The organism is Porphyromonas asaccharolytica DSM 20707 (genome assembly GCF_000212375.1).
Taxonomy (GTDB): domain Bacteria; phylum Bacteroidota; class Bacteroidia; order Bacteroidales; family Porphyromonadaceae; genus Porphyromonas; species Porphyromonas asaccharolytica.
Map to the genome: position 1 here is coordinate 910,320 of NC_015501.1, position 25,173 is coordinate 935,492.

The window sequence follows — 25,173 nt, forward strand, 5'->3', positions numbered from 1 at the left end:
TTCTGTCATCGTTTGTGAGTGCAAAGGTAGAAAGAAAAAACCAAACCACCAAATATTTCGTGGAGAAATTTTTCTCTCCCCCCACGCACTCCTACCCGCTACAACCGACCGAGCGTACGCCTATAGAGACAAAAGCATCGTCTTACAAGAGAACTCGCTGGGTCGCTCCGTCGATGATTGTGATGCACAGATAGTGCTGTGTCGCATCTCCTAGTCGTATTTCAGAGAGCTGCGAGAGTTGCGTAGCTGTAGCTACGAGCACTCCTGACAGATCATATAGGTAGAGGGAGAAGTCAGACGGCGTGTACTCACTCGGGTAGAGAGCGAGACGCTCTCCTGAGCGAATGATACGTGTCTGAGTCGCCTCTAGTACGTTGGAGATCCCATTATCCCTGCCAGGCCAGGCATCTAGTAGATCCACTTTCCACCCCTTCGTGACAGCCTGCTGTGCGTCGGGCGTCTGGGCGAGTGGATTTCTCTTGATGAGTAGCCACTTCTTCCACCAAGCTGTACGCTCGCTAGCCTCTATGGTGTGGATATCCGGTAGCGCCTTCAGTATAGCCTCTAGAGCTGAGTCAGACAGCATGCACCCGTCTAGAAATAGAGAGAAGAGCTTCGGTACGGGGCGTATGTCTAACTCCTGAATCGGATTGTCCGTGAGCCACAAGAGGTATAGCTCGGGGCTGTGAGACAGGTCTAGCTGTGAGAGCTTATTGTAGGAGAGCAGGAGCTCTTTGATCCCCTTGACGGGAGATAGGTCTAGATGCGACAACTGGTTGCCCTCGGCAAAAAGGTAGTCAAGCTGCCCCACGGGCGTAAGATCCAGTTGCTGAAGTTGGTTGTTACTACATCGGAAGTCTTTGAGCATGGGGATACCCGCAAGACTGATAGAGGTCAAGTCGTTGTCCTGAACTTCTAGTCTGTCTAGCTGAGGCAAGAGAGGTAGCGAGAGGCCCGTTAGCTCATTGTTATTGAGGAATATCTGTCTCAGCTCGTCCTTAGCTCCCCAAGTGATGGATACGCTAGGGATGTTTGAGAGGTCGAGCACTCTAAGGTCGCTGTGCGGAGTTAGATCCCACGTAGTGATCTGGGTGTCGTGAGCAAAGAGCTGCTGGAGTGCTCCGTTTTGTGAGATGTCTAGCTGAGTCAAGGGATTGCCCTCACAATGTAGCACGGTCAGCTGCTTGAAGTGCCGCAGATCTAGTGCAGAGATCTCGTTGTACTCACAGCGCAGCGCTATAAGGCTCTGTACAGGAGATAGATCAAGCTCCTTAAGTTGGTTGTTTTGGCAGACCAGCATATCTAGAAGAGGGGCATTCTTCAGATCGAGCTCCGAGAGCCGATTGGCAGCCACGTTGAGCTCCATCAGACGGAAGCAAGCTGTGACATCTAGTCGGCTGAGGAGATTGTTCTGACAGTAGAGGAACTTCAGCCCTTGCAGCTGAGAGAGATCTAGACTATCCACCTGCTGAGACCTCTGATCACTGCCTATATAAAGGGATAGAATACCCTCGGGAGCCTCACACCAGACGCGTATCCAGCCGTCTCCATGCACCTCACCTTGTATGCCATCGACGCCATAGTTGTCCGACTCATAGTCTACCTGCTCGCCATCACCCCAGTCGATGGCAATAGGCTGGCGACAATGGATCCCGAGGGTGAAGATGCTCCCCTCTGGTAGCGTCGTGTGTATCGTGATGGCCGGTGTATCCTGAGCAAGCGCCCCTGCCATAGTGAGGAGCAGGAGGCTCAGCAGGAAGATTGTCGTCCGTCTCATAGATTATCTCTTCAGATGATTACTCTTTGGGTAGAAACTCTCCGCGAGGTGCAAAGTCTAGAACTACAATCTTATCCACTTCGATCCCTAGGTCTCCACCCGTGCCAGGCATGATCATGAGATCGTACTGGTCGCCTTTGCTAGAGAGAAATGTGCCCTCCTCGCTAGCTGTCGGAGTTGTATAGCCACTCTCTGTGAGGCTCGCTACGAAGCTCTCCGTGAGCGAGACCTTGCCGTCTGCCTCTTGAAAGACCTTATCATAGTTGTCCAGCACAGCCCAGTACTCGTTGAGCTCTCCAGCTCCATCCTTGGAGACGAAGTAGATACGCATGATAATCGGAGACTGATTGACTCGGTACACATACATATGTTCAAACCCTTGAGAACCAGACAAGTCACTGTCTAAGGTCGTCCCCGCAGACGCTTCATAGGTTGCTATCTGCTCCTTGTTAGAGCCAAAGGGTATGGGACTCTCAGGGATCGCACCGCTTGCGCCTGCAGTAGACAGCTGTAGGGTTGCCACCTTCGTCGTCTGCTTACCCTCTGCAGATATGCCGAAGACGAGCAAGACATACTCCGTATTAGGCTTCAAGTCAGAGATCGTAATAGACTGCACACCTCTTAAGGTACTCTCAGGCTTGCTCCAGTCGACATCGTCAAACATCTCCGCATTGAAGATGATATCAGCGACAGCGTTTTCGTCAGAGTCATACTCAGCGTACTGATCTTTGGTAAAGTATCCCCAAAAGTAAGAGGTGCTCAGGTTAGAAGGCGTGACCTGTATGGTTAGGGACTGAGACGTCTGCTCTGTCGCAAGTAGCTCAAAGGTAGTATCATCTATCGGCGTGAGAGCGGCGGTAGTCACCACCTGCTTGTGCAGCGGAGTCGTCACACGTCCTGTCTCATCCAGCCCGAAGACGCAGATATAGTACTCAGTCTCGCTATACAGATCCTCCTCGGTATGCGTGGCTGGTCCCTGCTTGAGGATCTCCTTTAGATAGTCGGTGAACTCCTTCCCGTTGGCTTTTGCCATCGTACGTAGTACCTGAATCTGGTTGTCTAGATAAGCTTTTTCAGTAGAGAAAGTCTTGTCGTAGTGCGCCTTATTGTCCAGCCCGATGTAGTAAGTCGTCTTACTGTCTGAGGGTACGACAGATAAGGTGACAGACGAAGCCGTCGCAGAGACATCCTTGATCTCGAAAGTTGTGATCGCAGGGGTCTCTACCGTTATGAAGCGTATGCTGTCCACCTCAGCAATGTCAAACGTCCTCTTGATGACCTGCTGATTCTGATCGTGAGAGTAGATGACCAATTGCTTGGGGACCTCATTTTGAGCCAATAGTGAATAACTTAAAGTGAGGAGGGTCAGCAGCCCGCTTAGCAGGGGTCGAAGTAAGGAGCGTGTCATAAGTATATCTAGTAGTTAGAGGGTTAGGCATAGGAGTGAGGCCTCTGTTCTAGCTCTTCGATCTCCCTTGCTATGATCACAAAGATACGTTTTTTTAGTATAGGCGAGAGCGACCAGTCAGCTCCGATTACTGTGAGAATGTTCGGTTTCGCTCCAATTCCTACCGAGCAAATCTCAAATCTCTACCGAGGAAATGAAAAATCCCTACGTAGGCGAGAAATGAAACTTCGGAGGAATCAAATGAAACTTCGGAGGAATCATTTCGTCCCTACGTGGAGAATAAAAAATAGCCACGTGGAGATTTGGAATTCTCCACGTGGCTATTGAATTAGAGGTTAGAAATTAGAGACGTGTAGCGATTTGTTGGAACGTACGGCTCGTATTGCTTTGATACAACGGATGCCCCCACGCTGGACGTCACTACATCATCGTTACTCGTTTCATCGGACTACCAATTTGCGAAATCCAGACCGATAAATGCTTGTAGCATAGTACCATCCAATTACGTATATTTGCTTGTGAATAGTTTGAGATACTCCTTCATTCCTTGCTTCTTATCAAGAGACAAATTACCAACCTAAAACAGATATAAGTCATGAAAACAGCTACAAAAACATTGTTCTGTGCCTTGCTTCTGATATTGCCACTCTTGGCTACCGCTCAGGCTACTGGCGATGAGACACAGACTACAACTCCGACGATTGTGCTCACCACAGAGACTTCCGTCGGAGACACCATTTGGCTCTCCTTCGAGACGGATGATTGGGAGGATCCAATTATCGAGGGACTCACACCCACGGGCGAATCAACATTCGCTGGTAATCAGTATACGGTAACCTCGCCTACCATCAAGCTCATGGGGGAGATAACCGACTTGGGATGCCAAGAGATCAAGCTCACAGCAATAGATCTATCAGGTATCTCATGTCTACAACAGCTCAACTGCTCGGGCAACCAGCTCACAGAGCTAAATATAGGAGATAACACAGCCCTATCGATGCTTTACTGTCAGCAAAACAAGCTCCAGCAGCTGGACCTATCCAAATGTAAGGATCTATACGAGGTCTATTGCTTTGATAACCAGCTTCAGAGCCTCAAGCTAGGAGCTAGCCTTCCCTCTTTTACAATGCTCAAGGCTGCTAACAATCAGCTGACAGCCATCGATCTGAGTGGATGTCCTAACGTAAAGGTGGTAGACCTAGGGACTAACAATATAGACCACCTAGACCTAGCCAACAATGGAGCTATTACCTGGCTGCTCGTAGCCAACAACAAGCTCACGGATATAGACCTCTCTGCACAGACCAAGCTCGTACGACTAGACTGCTATAACAACCAGCTCTCCTCACTAGACCTCTCTCCGCTCGAGCAGCTCACTGTACTAGCCGCCGAGAGCAACCAGCTACAAGACATCGACGTGTCTCACTGCCCTAAGCTACAGGTGATGTCTGTAGAGCATAACGTCATAAAGACGATGGACTTGTCTCAAAATCCCGAGTTGAAAAGTATCTGGTGCATAGAGAACCGCATCTACCCCAACGATATGCAGGCTCTCGTGACATCTTTGCTGCAAAAAGAGGGTGCCAAACTGGTCGCTGTCAATACACATAGCGACAAAGAGCAAAACGTAATCCTCAAAGCACAAGTAGCAGAGGCAAACGCCAAGGGATGGACTGTCTACGATTTCAATCCTGAGACTAAGGATCTCATCCCATATGAGGGAAGCGATACGACATTCCTCCACGTGACACTATCTGTCGGAGAGGGTGGCACAGCAAAAGTCCTAGAGGTGACTGATCCTGAGCGGGTCCCCTTTGCTACAGAGATAAAGATAGAGGCGACACCTGACGAAGGCTATGAGCTAGAGAGCATCAAGGCTGGAGATCAGGACATAACGGAAGACAAAGTCTACCTAGTCACCAAGGATGTAGAGATCACTGTCACATTTCATCGTGTCAAGAGCATAGCTGATCCGACTAAGAGACAGGAGCTCACGATTACGCCCAATCCTGCAAGAGACTTAGCCAGAGTGTATGGCCTCAAGCCTTACAGCGACATCTCTATCTATACACAGGAAGGTAAGCGCATGGCAACCATTCAGGCGGATGATCTGGGACAAGGCGAGATAGACCTGTCTAGTTATCCATCGGGTAAGTACCTTGTGATCGCCGAGGAGCATAACGGATGGCTCATCGTCCGATAACACAGTTGACTAGAGCCTCCCGACACGCTCCGCTTATGTCAACATCGTAGCTCTGCGGAGTGTCTCTCCCCCCCTCGACCCCGTAGGTCCACCCATGACTAATCTGTTGTGGATGAGACTTACGGGGTCTGTCTTTAGGCTCAGTTGAGTTAGGCTTCTACTTCGCAGTATGGCTAGCAATTCTTCGCGTTTCTCTTGCAGTTAAACTTAGAAAGATAGGAGTTACGTCTAAGCAAAAACTCTCTCTCTTTCTAATAATCCCAGCTTACAATGAGGCGATGCGTGATCTACCACGAGGTGTCTATATCGTGGACAATCGCAAGGTGATCGTCCCGTAAGAGCGAGCTCGAAATGAGAGCGAGCGCATCGTAGGCTCTACTCTTTTGTCTCTGATGTTGTTTTGATGACATATTCCCACAGCGGATCCGCTCCAAGCTGGGTCGTATCCTTAGTCTGAGGAATAGATCTATCGGGAACAAGTCTCTTCTCTCCACATCTTGTCTGATCTGGACGCACAAAAGACTTACTGCTAGTATAACCCTTAAAGCCACTGTTGGGTAGCGTGAATCCGATTACATCTCCATAGTGGCAAGGGGCGAAGGCACAAGGTGAGCTAGCATCTTCAAGGATAAGGGACACCCCTGCATCCTGTGCTACAGTTGCGAGCATCCCAGCACTACTGAAGGTCTTCTCTCCAACGAATATGTAGACATCTCCCTTAAAAGTTCGTCGAGGAGTGTGGCTCTGAGCGCGAGACATTTGACTTTGACCATCTGTAAGGATCAGGTCACTAAAAGTCTTTCCATCGATCATCTTCCCAGAGTACGCTTTCGGAATCCTCTCGGACAGGGAGGGGCAGTTACTTCTCCATAACTCAGATACTCGTAGGTGATATGTATAGTTTGAAGTGCTCTCTCTTTGCGTGGGCAAGTATTCAAGTAGCATATCGCCAAGCATGCTACTCCCTCCTGAATTGTAGCGAAGATCTATGATCAGTGTGTGCGTATGAAGCGAATCCATCTCTTGAAACATCTGATCAATAAAGTCCGAAAAGCGAGGTAGAGAGGATAGGTATGCCTCCTCTTGAGGGGTTAGTTTATAGCCACTTGGCTTAGAACTAGTAATGCGACTATACTCAGACTGATAGTCTTTCATAGCGTTCATCTGGAGGTAAGCAACTCCTGGAGCTGCCATCACGTCATACCAGTACAGAGCTTTTCGTGGAGCAGTAAGCGTGCTGTAATGTTTCGCATTTGGGCTGCTATACAACTCCACTCTATCACTCACAGATATGGGCGAGATAAAGATGGAGTCCATATCAGCAAATGTAACTTTCAAAGTATCCAAGCCTAGAGATCTCCAATAGATACAGAATGAACCCAAAGCACTTACTTGCGAGAGCGAGTACTGCACATTGTCCGCACTAATATAGCGTCTGAGTGTGTCGACAACATCTAGGATGGGGATGTCACAGATGGACTTAATCTCCTTTCCGACATAGCTCTGAAGGGTCTTAGGGGCTGTCATGAGACGCACGGTAGGGTACTCTTCGATCCCTAGCCTAATTGGGTAGTAAGTCTTAAACAGAGCGGTGTCAAGAGTCAGCGTAGTGTGACCGTCACCCATCAAACTCGTAAATTGCTGAAGAAGAAGGTACGAATCGGAAGGGGTATCGATATGCTTGGCTAGCTGATAAAACTTAGCTAGTTCACTATCCAGACTAATCGCAAAGCTCTCCTCAAGCATTTTGGGGTGACTCTCCTTTAGAAGTTTGCCAAGCACTTGTAGATCCCTTTGTGTGGCATTCTCCTCTTGGGTTAGAGTAGCTGGGCTGGGGCTGTCTGCAAATGTGATAACGTCTTGAGCGTAAGTATTGAACGCTAACAGACATAGACATAGCGATCTCAGTAAGTAGGGGACAAATCTACTCGTCATAATGGTAGGACTTTGTGTGATTGATGGGTGAATGCACTTGATAGATTGAGTGCTAGGGCGAAGGTACTAAGAACTTGTGAAGGAGCCTAACACTTAATTTCGCAAATCGAGTAACCCGCTGTAGGAGCGCTCGGTGAGTATCGAGTGGAAGGGCGCCCGTTGTGTCAAAGGTTACAACGTCAAGATTTGATTGCAATGGAATACGTCTCTCTGTACTACAACGGACGCCCTCCCGCTAAACACTGTCCGAGCGTCCCTACAGCGGACTACTCGTCTCGTCTTCCGATATTTGTGCTCGGTCGAAGGGGCATAACAAAAGGAAGACTCGCCTCATGAGGTCGTGTGGACCTTTGAGGCGAGCCTTCCTTTTCGTTGCTTATATCTGTTAGGAGGCTATAGGGAGCGCTCCTGAGATAATCTTTACTTTAGAGCTGTCGTGCGAGAAGATCTGTGAGGCACTTGTTACTTAGCGGGAGCTGTCTCGGAGACTTTCTCCTCGTCGAGCTTCTTGGCGCGGTAGCTGGCGTCAGATCCTGTCTGACGGCTCTGAGCCTCGATCTCTTCATGCTCCTTCTGCGACATTACGAGAAGCTTGTCATACTCGGGTAGACCTGTACCGGCAGGGATCAGGTGACCGCAGATGACATTCTCCTTGATGCCCTCGAGCTTGTCTTCCTTGCCCGATATGGCAGCATCGTTGAGTACCTTAGAGGTCTCCTGGAAGGATGCTGCTGAGATGAATCCTCTCGTCTGTAGCGCAGCCTTTGTGATACCTTGTAGGATCTGATTGGTCGTAGCAGGCATCGCATCACGTGCTATAGCGGGCTTGAGGTCACGACGCTTGAGGGAGCTATTCTCATCACGTAGCTTACGGCTAGAGATGATCTGTCCAGGCTTCATGGTGGTGGAGTCACCGGCGTCGGTGATTACCTTCATGCCCCAGAGCTTGTCGTTTTCTTCAGAAGCCTCGTTTTTGTCTACAATCTGCTGTGGCATTAGGAGGGTGTCTCCTGGATCGATGACCTGTACCTTGCGCATCATCTGACGGACGATCACCTCAAAGTGCTTATCGTTGATCTTCACACCTTGTAGACGATAGACGTCCTGGACCTCGTTGACGATGTACTCCTGCACGGCCGTGGGACCCTGGATGGCGAGGATGTCGGCTGGCGTGACAGCACCCTCCGAGAGGGGCATGCCGGCACGTACATAGTCGCCTGGCTGTACGAGGATCTGCTTCGTAAGTGGTACGAAGTACTTACGGATCTCACCTAGACGGGAGGTGATGGAGATCTCCTGATTGCCACGCTTGACACCAGCGAAGTCGATGGTACCATCGATCTCTGCTACGACAGCAGGACTTGAAGGATTGCGTGCCTCAAAGAGCTCCTGAACGCGAGGTAGACCACCCGTGATATCACCAGCACCCGAGATAGCGCGAGGCGTCTTGGTGATGATGTCACCCTGTGTGATCATATCGCCATCTTCCTTGACGAGGTGAGCACCGACGGGGAGATTGTACGAGCGCAGTACATTGCCCTTGTCGTCTAGTATCTGAGCCGTCGGGATGAGATTGTTCTTGACACCTTGCTTGCGAATGATGACGATCTCTTTGTGCGAAGCACTCTCGTCAGTCTCGTACTCAAAGGTGACCTTCTCGACAAGATTCTCGAAGACAAGACGCCCAGAGAACTCAGAGATAAGAGCTGTATTGTGTGGGTCAAAGTTGAGCAGCGTGTCGTCCTTGCTGACGGTAGCGCCGTTGGCAAAGAAGATGGTGCTGGCATAGGGTACCAGCTCATGCTGCAGTATGACGCCAGTCTTGGGGTCTAGGATGCGGAGCTCAGCGGTACGATTGACCACGATGTGTGCGGACCGCATATTGCCATCTCGTCCAGCACGCTCCACGTCTACGTAGCGGATGTCTGAGTACTCGATGACCCCAGAGAATCGTGCACGTATGGTGGCATCGGTCTCCTGGTTGCTCGCGGTACCACCAGCGTGGAAGGTTCGTAGCGTCAGCTGTGTACCAGGCTCACCGATAGCTTGCGCTGCGATGACACCGACCACCTCACCGCGCTGTACGAGCTTGTTGGTAGCGAGGTTGCGACCGTAGCACTTGGCGCAGACACCGTTTTTCGTTTCGCAGGTGAGTACAGAGCGTACCTCGACGGTCTCGATGCCAGCAGCGTTGATAGCAGCCACAACCGTCTCGTTGATTTCTTCACCAGCACGTACGATGTACTCTCCAGTCTCGGGGTGCTTGATGTCATGAACGGAGGTACGACCGAGGATGCGCTCACCTAGAGTAGCGACGACGGTACTGTTTTTCATCACGTCAGACATCTCGATGCCTCGTAGTGTGCCGCAGTCCTCCTCAGAGATGACGACATCGTGCGAAACGTCTACGAGACGACGGGTCAGGTAACCAGCATCTGCCGTCTTAAGGGCGGTATCGGCTAGACCCTTACGAGCACCGTGAGAGGAGATAAAGTACTCCAGCACGGAGAGTCCCTCCTTGAAGTTGGAGAGGATAGGGTTCTCAATGACCTGTCCACCGCCTGAACCACTCTTCTGAGGCTTAGCCATCAGACCGCGGATACCAGCGAGCTGACGAATCTGCTCCTTCGATCCACGAGCTCCAGAATCCATCATCATGAAGATGTTGTTGAAGCCCTCGTCGTCCTGAGCTAGCTGCCTCATTAGCGAAGCAGTTATCTTGTTCGACACATTACTCCACGTATCGATGATCTGGTTGTATCGCTCCGTATTGGTGATAAAGCCCTCGTTGTACTGAGCAAAGATCTCCTCGACACGCTCATTGCCCTCAGCAACGAGTTTCTCCTTGTCCTTAGGAATGACGACGTCTTGCAGACGGAATGAGAGACCTCCCTTGAATGCCATGTGGTATCCGAGGTTCTTGATCTTGTCCAGGAACTGTGCGGTCTTGGCAAAGCCACACACCTTGATCACATTGGAGATGATGGAGCGGAGAGTGCCTTTACCTAGGGTCTCGTTGATGTAACCAACCTCGGTGGGGACGTTTTCATTGACCATGATACGTCCCATAGAGGTTTCGATAATCTTGCTGACGAGCTGGTCGCCCTCGAGGACGTTATGGATCAGGACATTGATCGGAGCGTGAATGTCTAGCTTACCCTCGTTGTATGCAATCCTAGCCTCCTCGACTCCATAGAAGGTGAGCCCGCTACCCTTGACTCCCTTGCGGATCTTGGTGATATAGTAGAGTCCCAAGACCATATCCTGTGAAGGCACGGTAATAGGTGCACCATTGGCAGGGTTGAGAATATTATGTGAGGCGAGCATGAGTAGCTGAGCCTCGAGGATAGCTTCGTTGCCTAGGGGTAGGTGTACAGCCATCTGGTCACCATCGAAGTCGGCGTTGAAAGCGGTACAAGCCAAGGGGTGTAGCTGAATAGCCTTGCCCTCGATCATCTTAGGCTGGAAGGCTTGTATACCTAGACGGTGTAGTGTCGGAGCACGGTTGAGCAATACGGGGTGCCCCTTCATAACGTTCTCAAGGATCTCCCAGATGACGTTGTCACGACGATCTACGATACGCTTAGCGCTCTTGACTGTCTTGACGACTCCACGCTCGATGAGCTTGCGAATGATAAAGGGCTTGTAGAGCTCAGCAGCCATATCCTTGGGTAGACCGCACTCATGCATCTGTAGCTCAGGGCCGACGACGATGACGGAACGTGCAGAGTAGTCTACACGCTTACCGAGTAGGTTCTGACGGAAACGACCGGGCTTACCCTTGAGACTGTCTGAGAGAGACTTGAGAGGACGGTTGTTTTCGCCTTTGAATGCACTTGACTTACGTGAGTTGTCGAGGAGTGAGTCGACAGCCTCCTGGAGCATGCGCTTCTCATTGCGAATGATCACCTCGGGGACGCTCTGCTCTAGAAGTCGCTTGAGACGATTGTTACGCAGGATGACACGACGATAGAGCTCGTTGAGATCGCTTGTTGCAAAGCGACCACCATCGAGCGGTACAAGTGGACGTAGATCGGGCGGTATGACTGGTACCACCTTGAGGATCATCCACTCGGGACGGTTGATATCTTTGGAAGCTCGGAAGGACTCGACGACGTTGAGTCGCTTGAGTGCGTCTAGACGGCGCTGCTGTGAGGTCTCGGTCTGAGCCTTGTCACGGAGCTCGTAGGAGAGAGTGTCTAGATCTAGATTGGAGAGCATCTCATAGAGTGCCTCTGCACCGATCTTTGCGACAAACTTGTCTGGGTCACTCTCTGGCAGGTCGTAGTTGTCTGGATGGCTCTGATCGATCTCGTCTAGCTTGGCCTGATACTCCTCCTCGGTAAGTATTGTATTGACCTCTAGATCAGAGACACCGCTCTGCAGTACGATATACTTCTCGTAGTAGATGATCGCCTCAAGATCTTTCGACTTGAGATTGAGCAGAGAGGCGAGCTTGTTAGGTAGACTGCGGAAGTACCAAATATGAGCTACGGGTACAGCGAGCTTGATATGTCCAGTACGCTCACGACGCACTTTCTTCTCCGTAACCTCTACACCACAACGGTCGCAGATGGTACCACGGAAGCGTATGCGCTTGAACTTACCACAGTTGCACTCGTAATCTTTGACTGGACCGAAGATTCTTTCGCAGAAGAGTCCGTCACGTACTGGCTTGTATGTTTTATAGTCAAGAGTATTCGGATTCGTAACCTCTCCATGTGATGCCGCTAGGATCTCCTCAGGGGATGCCAGGGAGAGCCTAATGGATGAAAAGGTGGTCTTGCTCTTAGGGGCTGTCTTGTATGCCATAACTTAAGTCTGACTATATATAGTGTGTAAGGATAGGGGAGGGGTTACTCAATATGTACGCTGAGGGCTAGACCCTTGAGCTCATTGAGTAGCACGTTGAGAGACTCGGGGAGACCTGGCGTGGGCATGTTGTCGCCACGTACGATCGCCTCGTAAGCCTTAGAGCGACCTACGACGTCATCACTCTTGATGGTGAGGATCTCCTGGAGGACATGTGCCGCACCGAAGGCCTCAAGTGCCCACACCTCCATCTCTCCGAAGCGCTGACCTCCGAAGTTGGACTTACCACCGAGAGGTTGCTGTGTGATCAGTGAGTACGGACCGATAGAGCGAGCATGCATCTTGTCGTCGACCATGTGACCGAGCTTGAGGAAGTAGGTGACACCTACGGTCGCCTCCTGATCAAAGGGCTCGCCTGTACCGCCATCATAGAGTTTCATCTGACCACCTCGTGGTAGACCAGCTTTGTCCGTCCATGCATTGAGGTCATCAAGCGTGGCTCCATCGAAAATAGGGGTCGCAAACTTGACTCCGAGCTTTCGCCCAGCCCATGCTAGAACAGCCTCAAAGATCTGTCCTAGGTTCATACGTGAAGGCACACCTAGCGGGTTAAGACAGATGTCTACTGGCGTACCGTCTGGCAGGTAAGGCATATCTTCACGACGTACGATCTTGGAGACGATACCCTTGTTACCATGACGTCCAGCCATCTTGTCGCCGACTTGTATCTTGCGCTTCTTAGCGATCAAGATCTTAGCGGTCTGGATGATACCTGAAGGCAACTCATCACCGAGAGTCTCATCGAGCTTGCGCCTATTAACCTCTGCAATCGTGATCTTGTCCTTCTTGATATAGTTAGCGATCGTCTGCTTGACAAGTTCGTTAGTATGCTCGTCATTGGTCCAGTCAGACATTCTCAGATCATTGTAGTCTAGTTCGAGGAGCAGAGACTTGGAGATGCGTGTACCAGCCTTGACCTTGACGACACCGATGTAGTCGACGAAGTCCGTTGCCGTGGTCTTGTGCTTCTTGAGTATGATCTGAAGCTTGGAGACTAGCTCCTCCTTGAGTGCAGCTTGAAGCTTGGAGAGCTCCTCTTCATAGCGCTGTGTGATCTTGCGCGTAGCTGATATACCTCCCTTACGATTGGCTCGTGAGTAAAGCTTCGTGTCGATGACGACACCCTTGAGCGAGGGGGAAGCCTTGAGCGAAGCGTCCTTGACATCACCTGCCTTGTCGCCAAAGATGGCTAAGAGGAGCTTCTCCTCAGGAGTGGGGTCAGACTCACCCTTTGGTGTAATCTTACCTACTAGGATGTCGCCTGGGACAATGCGAGCACCGACACGAACGATACCGTTGGCATCGAGGTCTTTGGTAGCTTCCTCACTTACGTTGGGGATGTCTGCTGTAAACTCCTCCATACCACGCTTCGTCTCACGTACGTCGAGTGAGTACTCATCGACATGTATAGAAGTGAAGAGATCCTCTGAGACGACACGTTCGTTGAGCACGATCGCATCCTCGTAGTTGTACCCCTTCCAAGGCATGTAAGCGGCCAAAATGTTGCGGCCGAGTGCTAACTCACCATCTTGTGTGGAGAAGCCCTCGGAGAGTATTTGTCCCTTGACGACTCGGTCTCCCTTGCGACAGATGGGGCTTAGATCTATCGTTGTAGACTGATTGGTCTTACGATACTTGGGAAGACTATATGTAACCTCTGAGGGCTCGAAGCTGACAAGCTCCTCCTCCTCTGTGCGGTCATAGTCGACCACGATCTTGGTGGCGTCGACATAAACGACTACGCCATCGCCCGCAGCCTCGATCTGAGTACGAGAGTCTGAGACTAGTCTGCGCTCGATGCCCGTGCCTACGATAGGAGCCTCGGGTGTTAGTAGAGGTACAGCCTGACGCATCATGTTAGATCCCATGAGAGCACGGTTTGCATCATCGTGCTCGAGGAATGGAATGAGCGAAGCTGCAATCGAAGCGATCTGCGTCGGAGAGACGTCCATCAGATCTACCTCCTCAGGCTCCACCACGGGGAAGTCTGCGCCATAGCGCGCCTTGACACGCGAGCGGATGAAGTGTCCATCATCGTCTAGAGGTGCGTTGCCCTGAGCCACTGTCTTGTCCTCCTCTTCCTCAGCGGTAAAGTAGGCTAGCTTGGAGTCTTCAAAGTCTACAGTACCATCCTTGACATTACGATAAGGAGTTGTGATGAATCCTAGTTCGTTGATCTTAGCGTAGACGCATAGCGAGGAGATAAGTCCAATGTTTGGACCCTCAGGCGTCTCGATAGGGCAGAGACGACCGTAATGGGTGTAATGTACGTCTCGCACCTCAAAGCCAGCACGATCTCGAGTCAGACCGCCTGGACCTAGTGCCGATAGACGGCGCTTATGCGTGATCTCAGAGAGTGGATTCTGCTGATCCATAAACTGTGAGAGCGCGTTGGTCCCAAAGAAGCTGTTGACAACCGATGCGATTGTCTTGGAGTTGACTAGATCGACGGGTGTGAAGACTTCACTGTCACGTACGTTCATACGCTCCTTGACCGTACGAGCCATACGACTCAGTCCTATACTAAACTGGTTGTATAGTTGCTCTCCGACGGTTCTGACACGACGATTCGATAGGTGATCGATATCATCGACTGGAGCCTTACCATTGACGAGCTTGATCAAGTGACGTATGATCGCAACGATATCCTCAGCTGTGAGGATCTTGACGTCGGGATCTATGTCTAGTCCTAGCTTGCTATTGATCTTGTAGCGCCCTACATCGCCTAGATCATAACGCTTCTCTGAGAAAAAGATGTTGTTGAAGATCTCCTTAGCACTCTGATCATCGGGTGGAGTAGAGTTGCGCAGGAGGTTATAGATGAAATTGTAGGCAGCTTGCTCAGAATTGGCTGAGTCACGCTTGAGCGTGTTGAAGATGATCGAGTAGTCCATGACCTCTTGGTCTGTAGACTCTTGATCGGATGTGGCTAAGTCACGACGTAGCAGGATGGTCTCGATACCATTCTCTAGGATGACCTGAGCGTTGTCTTCGTCTAGGATAGCATTTTGCTCTACGAGCGTGTTGTATCGGGCGAAGGTCTCAGTCTCTCCTGTCTCCTCCTCGCTCTCCTCATCGTAGTACTTTAGTATGACTGAGGCAGCTAGCTGTCGCCCATAGTTCGCTTGTAGTGACTCTAGCGTGACAGGGATCTCCTCAGCGATGCCAAAGAGATCAAGGATGTCTTTGTCTGTCTCATAGCCGATGGCACGTAGGAGGGTCGTGATGGGGAGCTTCTTCTTACGGTCGATGTAAGCGTATAGCTCGTTGTTCGTATCAGTAGCAAACTCAATCCAAGAACCCTTGAATGGGATGATACGAGCCGAGTATAGCCTCGTCCCGTTGTTATGTAGACTGGATCCAAAGAAGACGCCTGGTGAGCGGTGTAGCTGAGATACGACTACTCTCTCCGCACCATTGATGACAAACGTACCCGCAGGTGTCATATAGGGGATAGAGCCCAGGAAAACGTCCTGTACGGTAGACTCAAAGTCTTCGTGCTCGGGGTCTTCACAGGTGAGCTTGAGCTTAGCCCTCAAGGGGACACTATAGGTCAGACCACGGCGCAAGCACTCCTCTATCGAATACTTAGGAGGATCTACGAAGTAGTCTTCAAATAGGAGCTTGAAGTTGTTGCGAGTGTCTTCGATGGGGAAGTTCTCAGAGAAGACTTTAAATAATCCCTCTTTCTTTCTACTCTCGGCAGGAGTGTTGAGCTGAAAGAAGTCCTGAAAAGATTTGAGCTGCACCTCCAAGAAGTCAGGGTACTCCATTGGATGAGCAATAGATGCAAAGCTCTTTCTAGTATTAGTTGGTTTGGATGCCATCGTATGCTTCAGAGAGAAATGGTAAATGTAGGGGAGAGGAGCTGCTCTCATCGAGAGAGGCGGGGAGCAGGTGCTTACTGGGTGCAGTGAGCTACTACTCGAGAGATCGAGCTATGGGTGTCTAGCTCTAGAGACTTGTATCTAGGCCTATCTGACAATCCAAGACACCTCCTCAACGTATAGGAAGTGTCACGCAGCATTGTGACAACTTCATCTGTGAGTGGTGCCTCCAGAGAGCAAAAGATGCGAAAAGGCTAAGAACTCCCCCCATACGTATCAAGGGGGGAATCCTTAACCAATATGACCTGTGTCAGACAGGTGTCAAGCGGGTTTACTTTAGTTCAACCTCAGCACCAGCCTCCTCAAGTGCAGCCTTGAGAGCCTCAGCTGTAGCCTTGTCAACACCCTCCTTAACGTTCGTAGGCGCACCGTCGACTAGCTCCTTAGCCTCCTTGAGACCAAGACCTGCATGCTCCTTAACAGCCTTAACAACTGCAAGCTTAGCAGCACCAAAGCTCTTGAGTACAACGTCGAAAGAGGTCTTCTCCTCAGCCTCTGCTGCAGCACCAGCTGCAGGTCCAGCGACAGCGACAGCTGCAGCTGCTGGCTCGATACCGTACTCCTCCTTGAGGAGCTCCTTGAGCTCGCTTACTTCTTTTACTGTGAGATTAACAAGAGTCTCTGCAATAGCCTTTATATCTGCCATGTCTGTATTGATGTTATATTTGTTTCTGATTGAAGTGATTTCTTAGATGTTTATTGCCTCTCGGCTAGGGTATCTAAGACCCCATGGATAGTGCCAGCTGCTGAATCAAGCTGCCCGAGTACGCCCTGGATTGGGCCCTCCAGCATAGCTACAATGTCAGCAATGAGCTCCTCGCGACTCTTAATGTTGACCAGAGTCTCGAGTTGGTCAGCTCCGATGTAAAAGCCCTCCTGAACGTACGCAGCCTTTAGGTCGGGACGTCCGAGTTCCTTATTGTCAGAGCGGAAAGCTTTGATCGCTTTAGCAGGAGCATTAGCAACCTCTGAAAACATGACGGCCGTGTTACCCTTGAGAGACTCGTAGAGCTCTGCGTAATCGACAGAGTCGATTTCGCTGAGTGCACGACGCATCAGTGTGTTCTTGACTACGACCAGCTTGACGCCACTTTTGTTGCAAAGACGGCGTAGCTCGCTCGTCTTCTCAGCATTGAGCGCCTCGATATTAGTCAAGTAGAAGTTGGGGTAGCTCTCTATATAAGAGTGTAACTGCTCGATGACAGTTGACTTCGTTTCCTTTTTCATAGAATTGTGTTTCTTAGTTGGTGAGACGTTATTCTACTACGGATACGACTGACTTGGGATCTATCTTGATCCCTGCACTCATTGATGTAGAGAGGTAGATACTCTTGATATAGGTTCCCTTAGCAGAGGCCGGCTTCAGGCGTACCACCGTGTCGATGAACTCCTTGGCGTTTTCTCTAATTTGCTTAGGTTCGAAAGATATCTTACCCACTGAGGTATGTATGATACCTGCCTTGTCGACCTTGAAGTCGATCTTACCAGCCTTTACCTCCTTGATTGCAGCACCGAGATCATTTGTTACGGTACCGCTCTTGGGGTTAGGCATCAGACCACGCGGTCCTAGTACACGACCCAAAGCTCCGATCTTGCCCATGACGCTAGGCATGGTGATGATCACATCAATGTCAGTCCATCCAGACTTGATCTTGTTGATGTACTCATCGAGACCGACATAGTCAGCCCCAGCCTCTTGCGCCTCTGCCTCCTTGTCTGGAGTACAGAGTGCTAGGACACGTACCTCCTTACCGATACCATGAGGCAGTGAGACAGTGCCACGCACCATCTGATTAGCCTTGCGAGGATCGACACCCAGACGAATGTCTATGTCCACTGAAGCGTCAAACTTCGTGAAGGTAATCTCCTTCAGAAGCTTGGAAGCCTCATCTAGTGAATAGGACTTGCCTGCTTCGACCTTACTCGCTGCTATCTTCTGATTTTTTGTTAGTTTACTCATTTCAGTTGATTGCGATTAGAGATTCTCAGGTTTCGTACCCGTCACACTAATCCCCATACTACGAGCTGTACCAGCGACCATCTTCATGGCCGACTCGACAGCGAAGCAGTTGAGGTCAGACATCTTATCTTCTGCTATAGTCCGAACTTGATCCCAAGTGACTTTAGCGACTTTGATTCGGTTGGGTTCTGCTGAGCCACCCTTAGCCTTACTAGCCTCTAGTAGCTGTACGGCTACGGGAGGTGTCTTGACGATGAAGTCAAAGGACTTGTCAGCATAGTAGGTTATCACTACTGGTAACACCTTACCAGCGCGATCCTGAGTCCTGGCATTAAATTGCTTACAAAACTCCATGATGTTGATACCCTTAGCACCAAGTGCTGGGCCCACAGGAGGCGAGGGGTTAGCGGCCCCTCCTTTGATTTGCAGCTTAAGCTGCCCTGCAACTTCTTTTGCCATTTTGTTATTCGATTATATTATAAACAGATACACACGGAGGTCATTACTGCATCTAGGGTAGTATCCTCGTGGAGCGAGTAGAGGTCTTTAAGTTGGAAGCTAGACCGCATCTCGATGCTGTCCGAGAGTTAGCACTACACCTATGTGAGCAAATATGAGTCGGTATGCTCGATCCGTAACAATCTTCTATTCCTTCTCGACCTGTGTGTAATCAAGCTCCAGTGGAGTCTTCCTTCCGAAGATCTTCACCATCACCTTGAGCTTTCTCTTATCACTCTTGACCTCATCGATAGTTGCTGAGAAGTCTGAGAATGGACCATCAATGATCCGTACAGACTCGCCGACGCTGTACTCAACGTCAAAGCGTCCAGCACCCTCAGCGTCGCGATCTGCTTGTCCCAAGAGATCCTGTACTTCTTGAGTACGTAGGGGTTCTGGGGATAGCTGACCATCACTCATACGAGAGTTCAAGAAACCTATTACGTTAGGTATCGTACACAGCGTGTGCTCTGTATCTCCGACGAGAGCAGCCTCCACTAGTACATAGCCTGGCATGTAGGGGCGCTCTTTGACCACCTTCTTGCCATTGCGCTGTGAGACCACCTGCTCGGTAGGTACTAATACACGACGTACGTACGAGCCTAAAGTTCCATTGGACTTAGCCGCTTCTATATACTCACAGACTTTCTTTTCCTGTCCACTGAGGACACGAAGAACGTAAAATCTCATGGGTTGTGAATCTTGACTCATGTCTTTAGTTTAGATTAGATTCGATGATAGAATACGGTTGATCCGTTTGTGACTATTCGGTAAAGCCTTTACTAAGTTGTAGATAAACGACATCGCTATAGGGGCTTCACAAGCCCTATCTAGAGTTAGCCATGCTTGTGTCGCACGCTTGCTTCTAGACGTTGTCTATCTCTCGAGGCTTATATGTCAATGCTCTATACTGGATGCGCAGTCTATACAAGACCGTACACTAGCTGCATAAGTTGCTGGAAGATAAAGTCTACGCCAGCGACAAAGATGGCAATGATCACCGAAGCGATCATAACGACCACTGTGCTATTGATCAGTTCGCTACGAGTGGGCCAGCTAACTTTATGTACCAACTCATTGTAGCAGTTCTTGGTGTAGGTACCTATACGCTTGAAAAAATTCATAAGAGCATCTTATAGTTTGCACGGGTTGAGAGGCTCGAACTCCCGACACCAGGTTTTGGAGACCTGTGCTCTACCAACTGAGCTAAACCCGTATGTTAGCACCATCTCATAATATGTCCGACTGCTTAACTTGCATAGGACGGATCTAGTGCAGTGTGTACCCTGTCAGTCAGGAGACAACAATCTGCTAGAGATGATGAGTGTGGAGGTGAAAACTCCTCGTAACTCCCCCTCCCACTAGGATCTTTGCTCCAAGGGGAGCGAATCTATATTTAGTGGGGGAGGGAGTTGGGAGAAGTAAAGTTGCTGTCTAGCCTTAAGTGGACTCTAGACGAGCCAAAGAGAGGCTAAGTCAGCTGTAGGTTATTAGTCCTCTAGAGCTGTGATCTGACCAGCACCGACGGTACGACCACCCTCGCGGATAGCGAAGCGTAGACCTACGCTACAAGCTACTGGAGAGATGAGCTTGACATCGATGGTGACGTTATCACCAGGCATAACCATCTCTACACCCTCTGGGAGTGTGATCTCGCCCGTTACGTCTAGCGTACGGATGTAGAACTGAGGACGGTACTTGTTGTGGAATGGTGTGTGACGACCACCCTCTTCCTTCTTCAGGATATAGACCTCAGCCTTGAAGTGATCGTGAGGCTTGACCTGACCTGGGTGTGCTAGGACCATACCGCGCTTGATCTCGTCCTTGTCGATACCACGGAGTAGGAGACCTACGTTATCACCAGCTTCACCCTCATCAAGGATCTTGCGGAACATTTCCACGCCAGTTACGACGCTCTTCTTACCCTCAGCACCTAGACCGATGATCTGAACCTCATCGTTGACCTTAACGACACCAGTCTCGATACGACCAGTAGCGACAGTACCACGACCTGTGATAGAGAATACGTCCTCTACAGGCATTAGGAAAGGCTTGTCGATGTCGCGCTCAGGTAGTGGGATCCAAGTGTCTACAGCCTCCATGAGCTCCATAACCTTCTCTACCCACTTAGGCTCACCATTGAGAGCACCAAGAGCAGAACCACGGATGACAGGAGTGTTGTCGCCGTCAAAGTCATAGAAGCTTAGTAGCTCACGCATATCCATCTCTACGAGCTCGAGCATCTCCTCGTCATCAACAAGGTCGCACTTGTTCATAAAGACAACTAGACGAGGTACGTTGACCTGACGTGCTAGTAGGATGTGCTCACGCGTCTGAGGCATAGGACCATCAGTTGCAGCAACTACGATGATAGCACCGTCCATCTGAGCAGCACCAGTAACCATGTTCTTGACATAGTCGGCGTGGCCCGGGCAGTCTACGTGTGCGTAGTGACGATTTGCTGTCTCGTACTCAACGTGTGAAGAGTTGATGGTGATACCACGCTCCTTCTCCTCAGGTGCGTTGTCGATAGAGTCGAACGAACGAGCCTCTGTAAAGCCTGCGTCAGCCAACACCTTGGTGATTGCTGCGGTGAGCGTAGTCTTACCGTGGTCTACGTGACCGATGGTACCGATGTTGACGTGTGGTTTCGTCCTTTGAAAATGTTCTTTAGCCATAACCTTGTTCTTATGTTTGTCTTAATCTTATTCGTTGCAAGGAGCATCCACCCTCTCGAGGAGCTAGGTGCTGCCATATTTAGAGCCGATGCCGGGATTTGAACCCGGGACCTCTTCCTTACCAAGGAAGTGCTCTACCACTGAGCTACATAGGCATATTGATCTGTGGGCAGTGATGGATTCGAACCACCGTAGGCTTACGCCAGCTGAGTTACAGTCAGCCCCATTTGGCCACTCTGGTAACTGCCCGATTGCTACTTCAGTTTGTGCTGCCTAGTCACTTTTCACACTTGAGAAAGATGAATGGCGTCACAAACTGAGTGCAAATGTACAAACTATTTTGGAAACACCAAAACTTTCGGGCAACTTTCTTTTCAAAAAGAGCGTTTCGAGAGTATGTAGTGCGTAGTAGATAGTGGATGATGAGGGTTTACTCCAGATCTTGATTAGCGTTGCTCACTACCCACTATCTACTGAGTAGCTACGTGCTGACTATTTATTTGCTTTAGCGCGATCTATCTGACGCTTTAGCGCATCGATAGACTCATCGATAGCCTCCTCGAAGGTAGCAGCCCCTTTTTCAGCATAGTGGTCATAACCAGGGACGAATAGACGGATGGCAGCGATCTTGCCTTGGGTAACATTGGACTTGTCTAGTCGCAAGGTGACCTCAGCCTTGATGATGGTATCGTCAAAGCGAGCGAGACGGTCGATCTTCTTTTTTGCAAACTCTTGAAGTGCCTCACTGGCATCAAACTGTAGAGACTGGATGTGTACGTTAATCATAGATGGTACTTGACTTTGTGCTCTAGGGTGAGCGTGATACAATTGTTTGAGCTGCTCGAAGGAGGTGTGAGTGTATCGTGTGGTCGTCTCTAAGTTGCTGTGCCCTAGTAGCTCTTTGATGGAGGTGATTGGAGCTCCAGCATTGAGCATCTCGGTGGCAAAGGAGTGTCTCAGCGTGTGAGCTCCTCTGCGGGGCAATCCTGGCACTATATCGAGTGCTTTGTGTACCACTTGATAGACGTCAGCTCCTGAGAGCGGTCTGCACTTCAAAGTAACAAAAAAATAACGAGACTGACCCACTTTTTGCTCCTTTAATGTGAGATAAGCCTTCATTTGCTCTTTTAGAGCCTCTCCAAAGGGGACTATACGCTCCTTGCGCCCCTTACCCACTACACGCAGCGACATAGAGGCGAGATCGACTTGCTGTGTCTCTAGGCTAGCCACCTCAGCACGGCGTAACCCTGTCTGATAGATAGTCTCTATGATGAGTCGATTGCGTACTGCGAGAAAGTCCTCTGGGTCGGTCGGGATCGTCTCTAGAGCCTCCTCTATTTGGGCTTGTGTGAGGAAGGAGGGGAGTGTGTGCTCTCGCTTGGGTCCTCGCAGATAGCGGGTCGGATTGTTGTCGACGACTCCTCGTAGCTGGAGATACTTGTAGAAGGACTTGACGGCACTCAGATTCTTATTGACCGTTGTGCTGGTCAGCTCGTCGTCCATCTGCTGCATGATCCAGTTGCGCACGAGATCCCGATCGGCGTCACTGGGCTGCCACTCATCGCTTGCCAGCTCTAGAGCACACTCCATATAAGAAGTGATGGCGGGACGATAGGTGTTGAGCGTGAGCGGAGAGGCGTTTCGCTCTAGTCGCAGGTACTCTATAAAGGCTTCTAGCGTCTGCTCCAGTTCTTCGGTCAGCATGATGTGATCCATACGATCGTGATTAGTCACTTATATAGATTGATATGGAGCGCGAAACATTTAGACTACATATCCCCACTAGGCGTTACAGCAGAGGGAGTGGACAATTCTTGCCGTCACGCATGAAGTAGATCTCGAGGTTGGGATCTTGCCCACGAAGACCTGTGACTCGCTCGTTGAAGGCATCATACAGGATCTCTATCTTGCCCACGCCTCTGATGAGGTTAGAGAAGGAGTTGTAGCGGATCTCGTGCCCTCCAATCCGTCTGATGCGGTCGGAAAACATTTCGTAGTCTATCTCGCAGGTGCCGACCCGCTCCAGTCGATCCGAGAGCATCTGGTACTTAAATGTGTAGGGACCGAATTGAGCCACTCGGTCGGAGAGAGGCTCGTACCTCACTTGCCACCCATAGGGGAGCTGGTAAACCCCCTCACGATAGGAGTAGGCGGGCTGACCCTTTGTGTCATAGACGATGACATCCTCTAGGACCCCATCGCGCAAGACAAAGAGCAGCTGCTTGCGCACTATGACACCGATATGTCGGCCAGAGATGCCAGCTCCGACAGTTGCCGAGGGCTCTTGATAGTCATACGGATTGGGCTGTCTGCTGATATACTCCCACGTACCGTTGGGGTAGAGCATCACCTCATCGCCGTTGCTCGTGATGGCGCGCACCTGCGCCATGGTATAGGTTGCTCCTAGGAGTAGGAGAAGCTGTAAGAGGAGAGTCTTTATGGTAAAGTGCTGCATAGTCGTAGAGCCTAGTGTCATGCGCAAAGGTAGTAAAATAGAGAGAATGAAGTGGGGAAAGAGTCCTACCATACGAAGTTGAGGGTTGGGAGCTTTTTTGTATCTTTACGGGGCAATCGAAAAACAAGAAAACGTTACTATGGCAAATATCAAAGAGTATATAGCGGAGCACGAGAACCGCTTTCACGAGGATCTATATGGTCTCGTTCGTATCCCATCGATCAGTGCACAGAGCGAGCACAAGGCTGACATGCAGCGTGCTGCCGAGTATCTGCGCGACCACCTGCTCTCACTAGGTGTGCAGGAGGCGGAGGTGATGCCTTCGGAGGGTAATCCCATCGTCTTCGGACACTACAAGCAGCCTGGAGCAACGAAGACCATCCTCGTCTACGGTCACTACGACGTGATGCCCGTGGAGCCCCTAGAGCTATGGGAGAGCCAGCCATTCGAGCCTGAGATACGCGATGGACGCATCTACGCCCGTGGTGCCAATGACGACAAGGGGCAAATCATGATCCAGCTCAAAGGCTTTGAAACCGCCAAGGCACTGGGCTTAGTCGGGGTCAATGTGAAGTTTATCTTCGAAGGCGAGGAGGAGATCGGCTCAGGGAGCTTGTCGCCCTTCTGTCGGAAGCATAAAGATCTGCTGGCAGCTGACGTGATACTCGTCTCTGACACGACGATGCTGAGCGAGGAGACACCGAGCATCACGGCGGGGCTGCGTGGTCTTTCCTACTGGCAGGTGGAGGTGACGGGCCCTAATAGGGATCTGCACTCAGGTCACTTCGGAGGTGCTGTCGCTAACCCGATCAATGAGCTGTGCAAGATCATTGCTCAGATCGTAGACGACAAGGGACGTATCACGGTGCCAGGCTTCTATGACAAGGTGCTGCCGCTCTCCGATGAGGAGCGTGCGATGATTCGCAAGGCACCATTCTCTGAGGAGGCTTACTGCCGTGCGCTTGACATTCGTGAGACGCAGGGAGAGGAGGGTTATATCACGCTAGAGCGCAACAGCTGTCGTCCCTCCTTTGACGTGTGCGGTATCTGGGGCGGTTACCAGGGCGAGGGCGCCAAGACGGTGCTACCCTCCAAGGCTTACGCTAAGCTCTCTTGTCGTCTAGTGGCTAATCAGGATCACGAGGAGATCTCCCGCCTGATGAAAGAGTACATCGAGCAGATTGCGCCTAAGTCTGTCCATGTGAAGGTGACACCGATGCACGGCGGTGCGGGCTACTACTGTCCGCTAGACCTACCCGCTTACCAAGCAGCAGCTCGGGCGGTCGAGAAGGCTTACGGGGTGGCTCCTCTAGCGATACGCAGTGGTGGTAGTATCCCGATCATTGCCGCTTTTGAGGAGATCCTCGGGCTCAAGACAGTGCTGATGGGCTTTGGTCTAGAGGAGGATGCGATCCACTCGCCCAATGAGAGCTTTTCGGTAGGCGTCTTCCGCAAGGGTGTCGAGGCGGTAGCTGAGTTTTACCGACTATTTAACTAAGC

Annotated in this window: 16 protein-coding genes and 3 tRNA genes; 2 read left to right on the plus strand and 17 right to left on the minus strand. The window is 50.6% G+C overall.

Annotation, left to right across the window (positions count from 1 at the left end):
• Positions 1 to 142 precede the first annotated feature (142 nt).
• Both PORAS_RS03645 and PORAS_RS03650 read right to left on the minus strand, forming a co-directional pair.
• Positions 143 to 1,777 carry a leucine-rich repeat domain-containing protein gene (locus tag PORAS_RS03645; protein ID WP_013760216.1) on the minus strand — a complete coding sequence of 545 codons (1,635 nt, stop codon included), beginning with the start codon at positions 1,775 to 1,777 and terminating at the stop codon, positions 143 to 145.
• 19 nt (positions 1,778 to 1,796) lie between these two features.
• Complete coding sequence (locus PORAS_RS03650) at positions 1,797 to 3,185, minus strand: hypothetical protein (RefSeq protein WP_013760217.1); 1,389 nt, start codon at positions 3,183 to 3,185, stop codon at positions 1,797 to 1,799.
• A gap of 595 nt (positions 3,186 to 3,780) precedes the next feature.
• Between PORAS_RS03650 and PORAS_RS03655 the strand changes: the two genes are divergently transcribed.
• Positions 3,781 to 5,388 (plus strand): InlB B-repeat-containing protein, encoded by a 1,608-nt coding sequence (locus PORAS_RS03655; protein WP_013760219.1) that lies wholly within the window; start codon positions 3,781 to 3,783, stop codon positions 5,386 to 5,388.
• A gap of 375 nt (positions 5,389 to 5,763) precedes the next feature.
• Here the strand turns inward: PORAS_RS03655 and PORAS_RS03660 are convergent, their stop codons facing one another.
• From PORAS_RS03660 to PORAS_RS03730, 15 genes are all read right to left on the minus strand, one after another.
• Positions 5,764 to 7,323 carry a S41 family peptidase gene (locus tag PORAS_RS03660; protein ID WP_013760220.1) on the minus strand — a complete coding sequence of 520 codons (1,560 nt, stop codon included), beginning with the start codon at positions 7,321 to 7,323 and terminating at the stop codon, positions 5,764 to 5,766.
• A gap of 462 nt (positions 7,324 to 7,785) precedes the next feature.
• Complete coding sequence (rpoC, locus tag PORAS_RS03665) at positions 7,786 to 12,135, minus strand: DNA-directed RNA polymerase subunit beta' (protein ID WP_004331713.1); 4,350 nt, start codon at positions 12,133 to 12,135, stop codon at positions 7,786 to 7,788.
• A 44-nt stretch (positions 12,136 to 12,179) separates the two neighbouring features.
• Positions 12,180 to 16,073 (minus strand): DNA-directed RNA polymerase subunit beta, encoded by a 3,894-nt coding sequence (gene rpoB, locus PORAS_RS03670; RefSeq protein WP_425357264.1) that lies wholly within the window; start codon positions 16,071 to 16,073, stop codon positions 12,180 to 12,182.
• Between the two features lie 280 nt (positions 16,074 to 16,353).
• Positions 16,354 to 16,728 (minus strand): 50S ribosomal protein L7/L12, encoded by a 375-nt coding sequence (rplL, locus tag PORAS_RS03675; RefSeq protein ID WP_004331709.1) that lies wholly within the window; start codon positions 16,726 to 16,728, stop codon positions 16,354 to 16,356.
• Between the two features lie 50 nt (positions 16,729 to 16,778).
• On the minus strand, positions 16,779 to 17,309 hold the full coding sequence (gene rplJ / locus PORAS_RS03680) for a 50S ribosomal protein L10 (protein WP_004331710.1): 531 nt from the start codon (positions 17,307 to 17,309) through the stop codon (positions 16,779 to 16,781).
• A gap of 28 nt (positions 17,310 to 17,337) precedes the next feature.
• On the minus strand, positions 17,338 to 18,042 hold the full coding sequence (rplA, locus tag PORAS_RS03685) for a 50S ribosomal protein L1 (protein WP_004331701.1): 705 nt from the start codon (positions 18,040 to 18,042) through the stop codon (positions 17,338 to 17,340).
• A 15-nt stretch (positions 18,043 to 18,057) separates the two neighbouring features.
• The gene (rplK, locus tag PORAS_RS03690) at positions 18,058 to 18,501 is read right to left on the minus strand and encodes a 50S ribosomal protein L11 (RefSeq protein WP_004331712.1); all 444 of its coding nucleotides are present in this window, start codon (positions 18,499 to 18,501) and stop codon (positions 18,058 to 18,060) included.
• Between the two features lie 186 nt (positions 18,502 to 18,687).
• A complete protein-coding gene (gene nusG, locus PORAS_RS03695; RefSeq protein WP_004331707.1) occupies positions 18,688 to 19,230 on the minus strand; it encodes a transcription termination/antitermination protein NusG in 543 nt (180 codons plus the stop codon).
• A 233-nt stretch (positions 19,231 to 19,463) separates the two neighbouring features.
• Positions 19,464 to 19,664 (minus strand): preprotein translocase subunit SecE, encoded by a 201-nt coding sequence (gene secE / locus PORAS_RS03700; RefSeq protein ID WP_004331705.1) that lies wholly within the window; start codon positions 19,662 to 19,664, stop codon positions 19,464 to 19,466.
• Between the two features lie 19 nt (positions 19,665 to 19,683).
• A tRNA-Trp gene (locus tag PORAS_RS03705) sits at positions 19,684 to 19,756 on the minus strand.
• Between the two features lie 274 nt (positions 19,757 to 20,030).
• On the minus strand, positions 20,031 to 21,218 hold the full coding sequence (gene tuf, locus PORAS_RS03710; protein ID WP_004331700.1) for an elongation factor Tu: 1,188 nt from the start codon (positions 21,216 to 21,218) through the stop codon (positions 20,031 to 20,033).
• An 83-nt stretch (positions 21,219 to 21,301) separates the two neighbouring features.
• A tRNA-Thr gene (locus tag PORAS_RS03715) sits at positions 21,302 to 21,373 on the minus strand.
• 11 nt (positions 21,374 to 21,384) lie between these two features.
• Positions 21,385 to 21,467, minus strand: a tRNA-Tyr gene (locus PORAS_RS03720).
• A 243-nt stretch (positions 21,468 to 21,710) separates the two neighbouring features.
• Positions 21,711 to 22,934 carry a tyrosine-type recombinase/integrase gene (locus PORAS_RS03725; protein WP_013760221.1) on the minus strand — a complete coding sequence of 408 codons (1,224 nt, stop codon included), beginning with the start codon at positions 22,932 to 22,934 and terminating at the stop codon, positions 21,711 to 21,713.
• A 73-nt stretch (positions 22,935 to 23,007) separates the two neighbouring features.
• Positions 23,008 to 23,694 carry a hypothetical protein gene (locus tag PORAS_RS03730; RefSeq protein WP_245528065.1) on the minus strand — a complete coding sequence of 229 codons (687 nt, stop codon included), beginning with the start codon at positions 23,692 to 23,694 and terminating at the stop codon, positions 23,008 to 23,010.
• Positions 23,695 to 23,812: 118 nt separating this feature from the next.
• On the opposite strand from PORAS_RS03730, the gene PORAS_RS03735 reads away from it, so the two are divergent.
• Positions 23,813 to 25,171 (plus strand): dipeptidase, encoded by a 1,359-nt coding sequence (locus PORAS_RS03735; protein WP_013760223.1) that lies wholly within the window; start codon positions 23,813 to 23,815, stop codon positions 25,169 to 25,171.
• The last annotated feature ends 2 nt before the right edge of the window (positions 25,172 to 25,173 follow it).

What these genes read in the sequence shown, in the direction of transcription:
- rpoC (WP_004331713.1), bottom strand. Translation starts at nt 12,135, where the DNA reads ATGGCATACAAGACAGCCCCTAAGAGCAAGACCACCTTTTCATCCATT.
- rplJ (WP_004331710.1), bottom strand. Translation starts at nt 17,309, where the DNA reads ATGAAAAAGGAAACGAAGTCAACTGTCATCGAGCAGTTACACTCTTAT.
- PORAS_RS03660 (WP_013760220.1), bottom strand. Translation starts at nt 7,323, where the DNA reads ATGACGAGTAGATTTGTCCCCTACTTACTGAGATCGCTATGTCTATGT.
- PORAS_RS03650 (WP_013760217.1), bottom strand. Translation starts at nt 3,185, where the DNA reads ATGACACGCTCCTTACTTCGACCCCTGCTAAGCGGGCTGCTGACCCTC.
- PORAS_RS03735 (WP_013760223.1), top strand. Translation starts at nt 23,813, where the DNA reads ATGGCAAATATCAAAGAGTATATAGCGGAGCACGAGAACCGCTTTCAC.
- PORAS_RS03655 (WP_013760219.1), top strand. Translation starts at nt 3,781, where the DNA reads ATGAAAACAGCTACAAAAACATTGTTCTGTGCCTTGCTTCTGATATTG.
- nusG (WP_004331707.1), bottom strand. Translation starts at nt 19,230, where the DNA reads ATGAGATTTTACGTTCTTCGTGTCCTCAGTGGACAGGAAAAGAAAGTC.
- rplA (WP_004331701.1), bottom strand. Translation starts at nt 18,042, where the DNA reads ATGAGTAAACTAACAAAAAATCAGAAGATAGCAGCGAGTAAGGTCGAA.
- PORAS_RS03730 (WP_245528065.1), bottom strand. Translation starts at nt 23,694, where the DNA reads ATGACACTAGGCTCTACGACTATGCAGCACTTTACCATAAAGACTCTC.
- tuf (WP_004331700.1), bottom strand. Translation starts at nt 21,218, where the DNA reads ATGGCTAAAGAACATTTTCAAAGGACGAAACCACACGTCAACATCGGT.
- PORAS_RS03645 (WP_013760216.1), bottom strand. Translation starts at nt 1,777, where the DNA reads ATGAGACGGACGACAATCTTCCTGCTGAGCCTCCTGCTCCTCACTATG.
- secE (WP_004331705.1), bottom strand. Translation starts at nt 19,664, where the DNA reads ATGAATTTTTTCAAGCGTATAGGTACCTACACCAAGAACTGCTACAAT.
- PORAS_RS03725 (WP_013760221.1), bottom strand. Translation starts at nt 22,934, where the DNA reads ATGGATCACATCATGCTGACCGAAGAACTGGAGCAGACGCTAGAAGCC.
- rpoB (WP_425357264.1), bottom strand. Translation starts at nt 16,073, where the DNA reads ATGAGAGCAGCTCCTCTCCCCTACATTTACCATTTCTCTCTGAAGCAT.
- rplK (WP_004331712.1), bottom strand. Translation starts at nt 18,501, where the DNA reads ATGGCAAAAGAAGTTGCAGGGCAGCTTAAGCTGCAAATCAAAGGAGGG.
- rplL (WP_004331709.1), bottom strand. Translation starts at nt 16,728, where the DNA reads ATGGCAGATATAAAGGCTATTGCAGAGACTCTTGTTAATCTCACAGTA.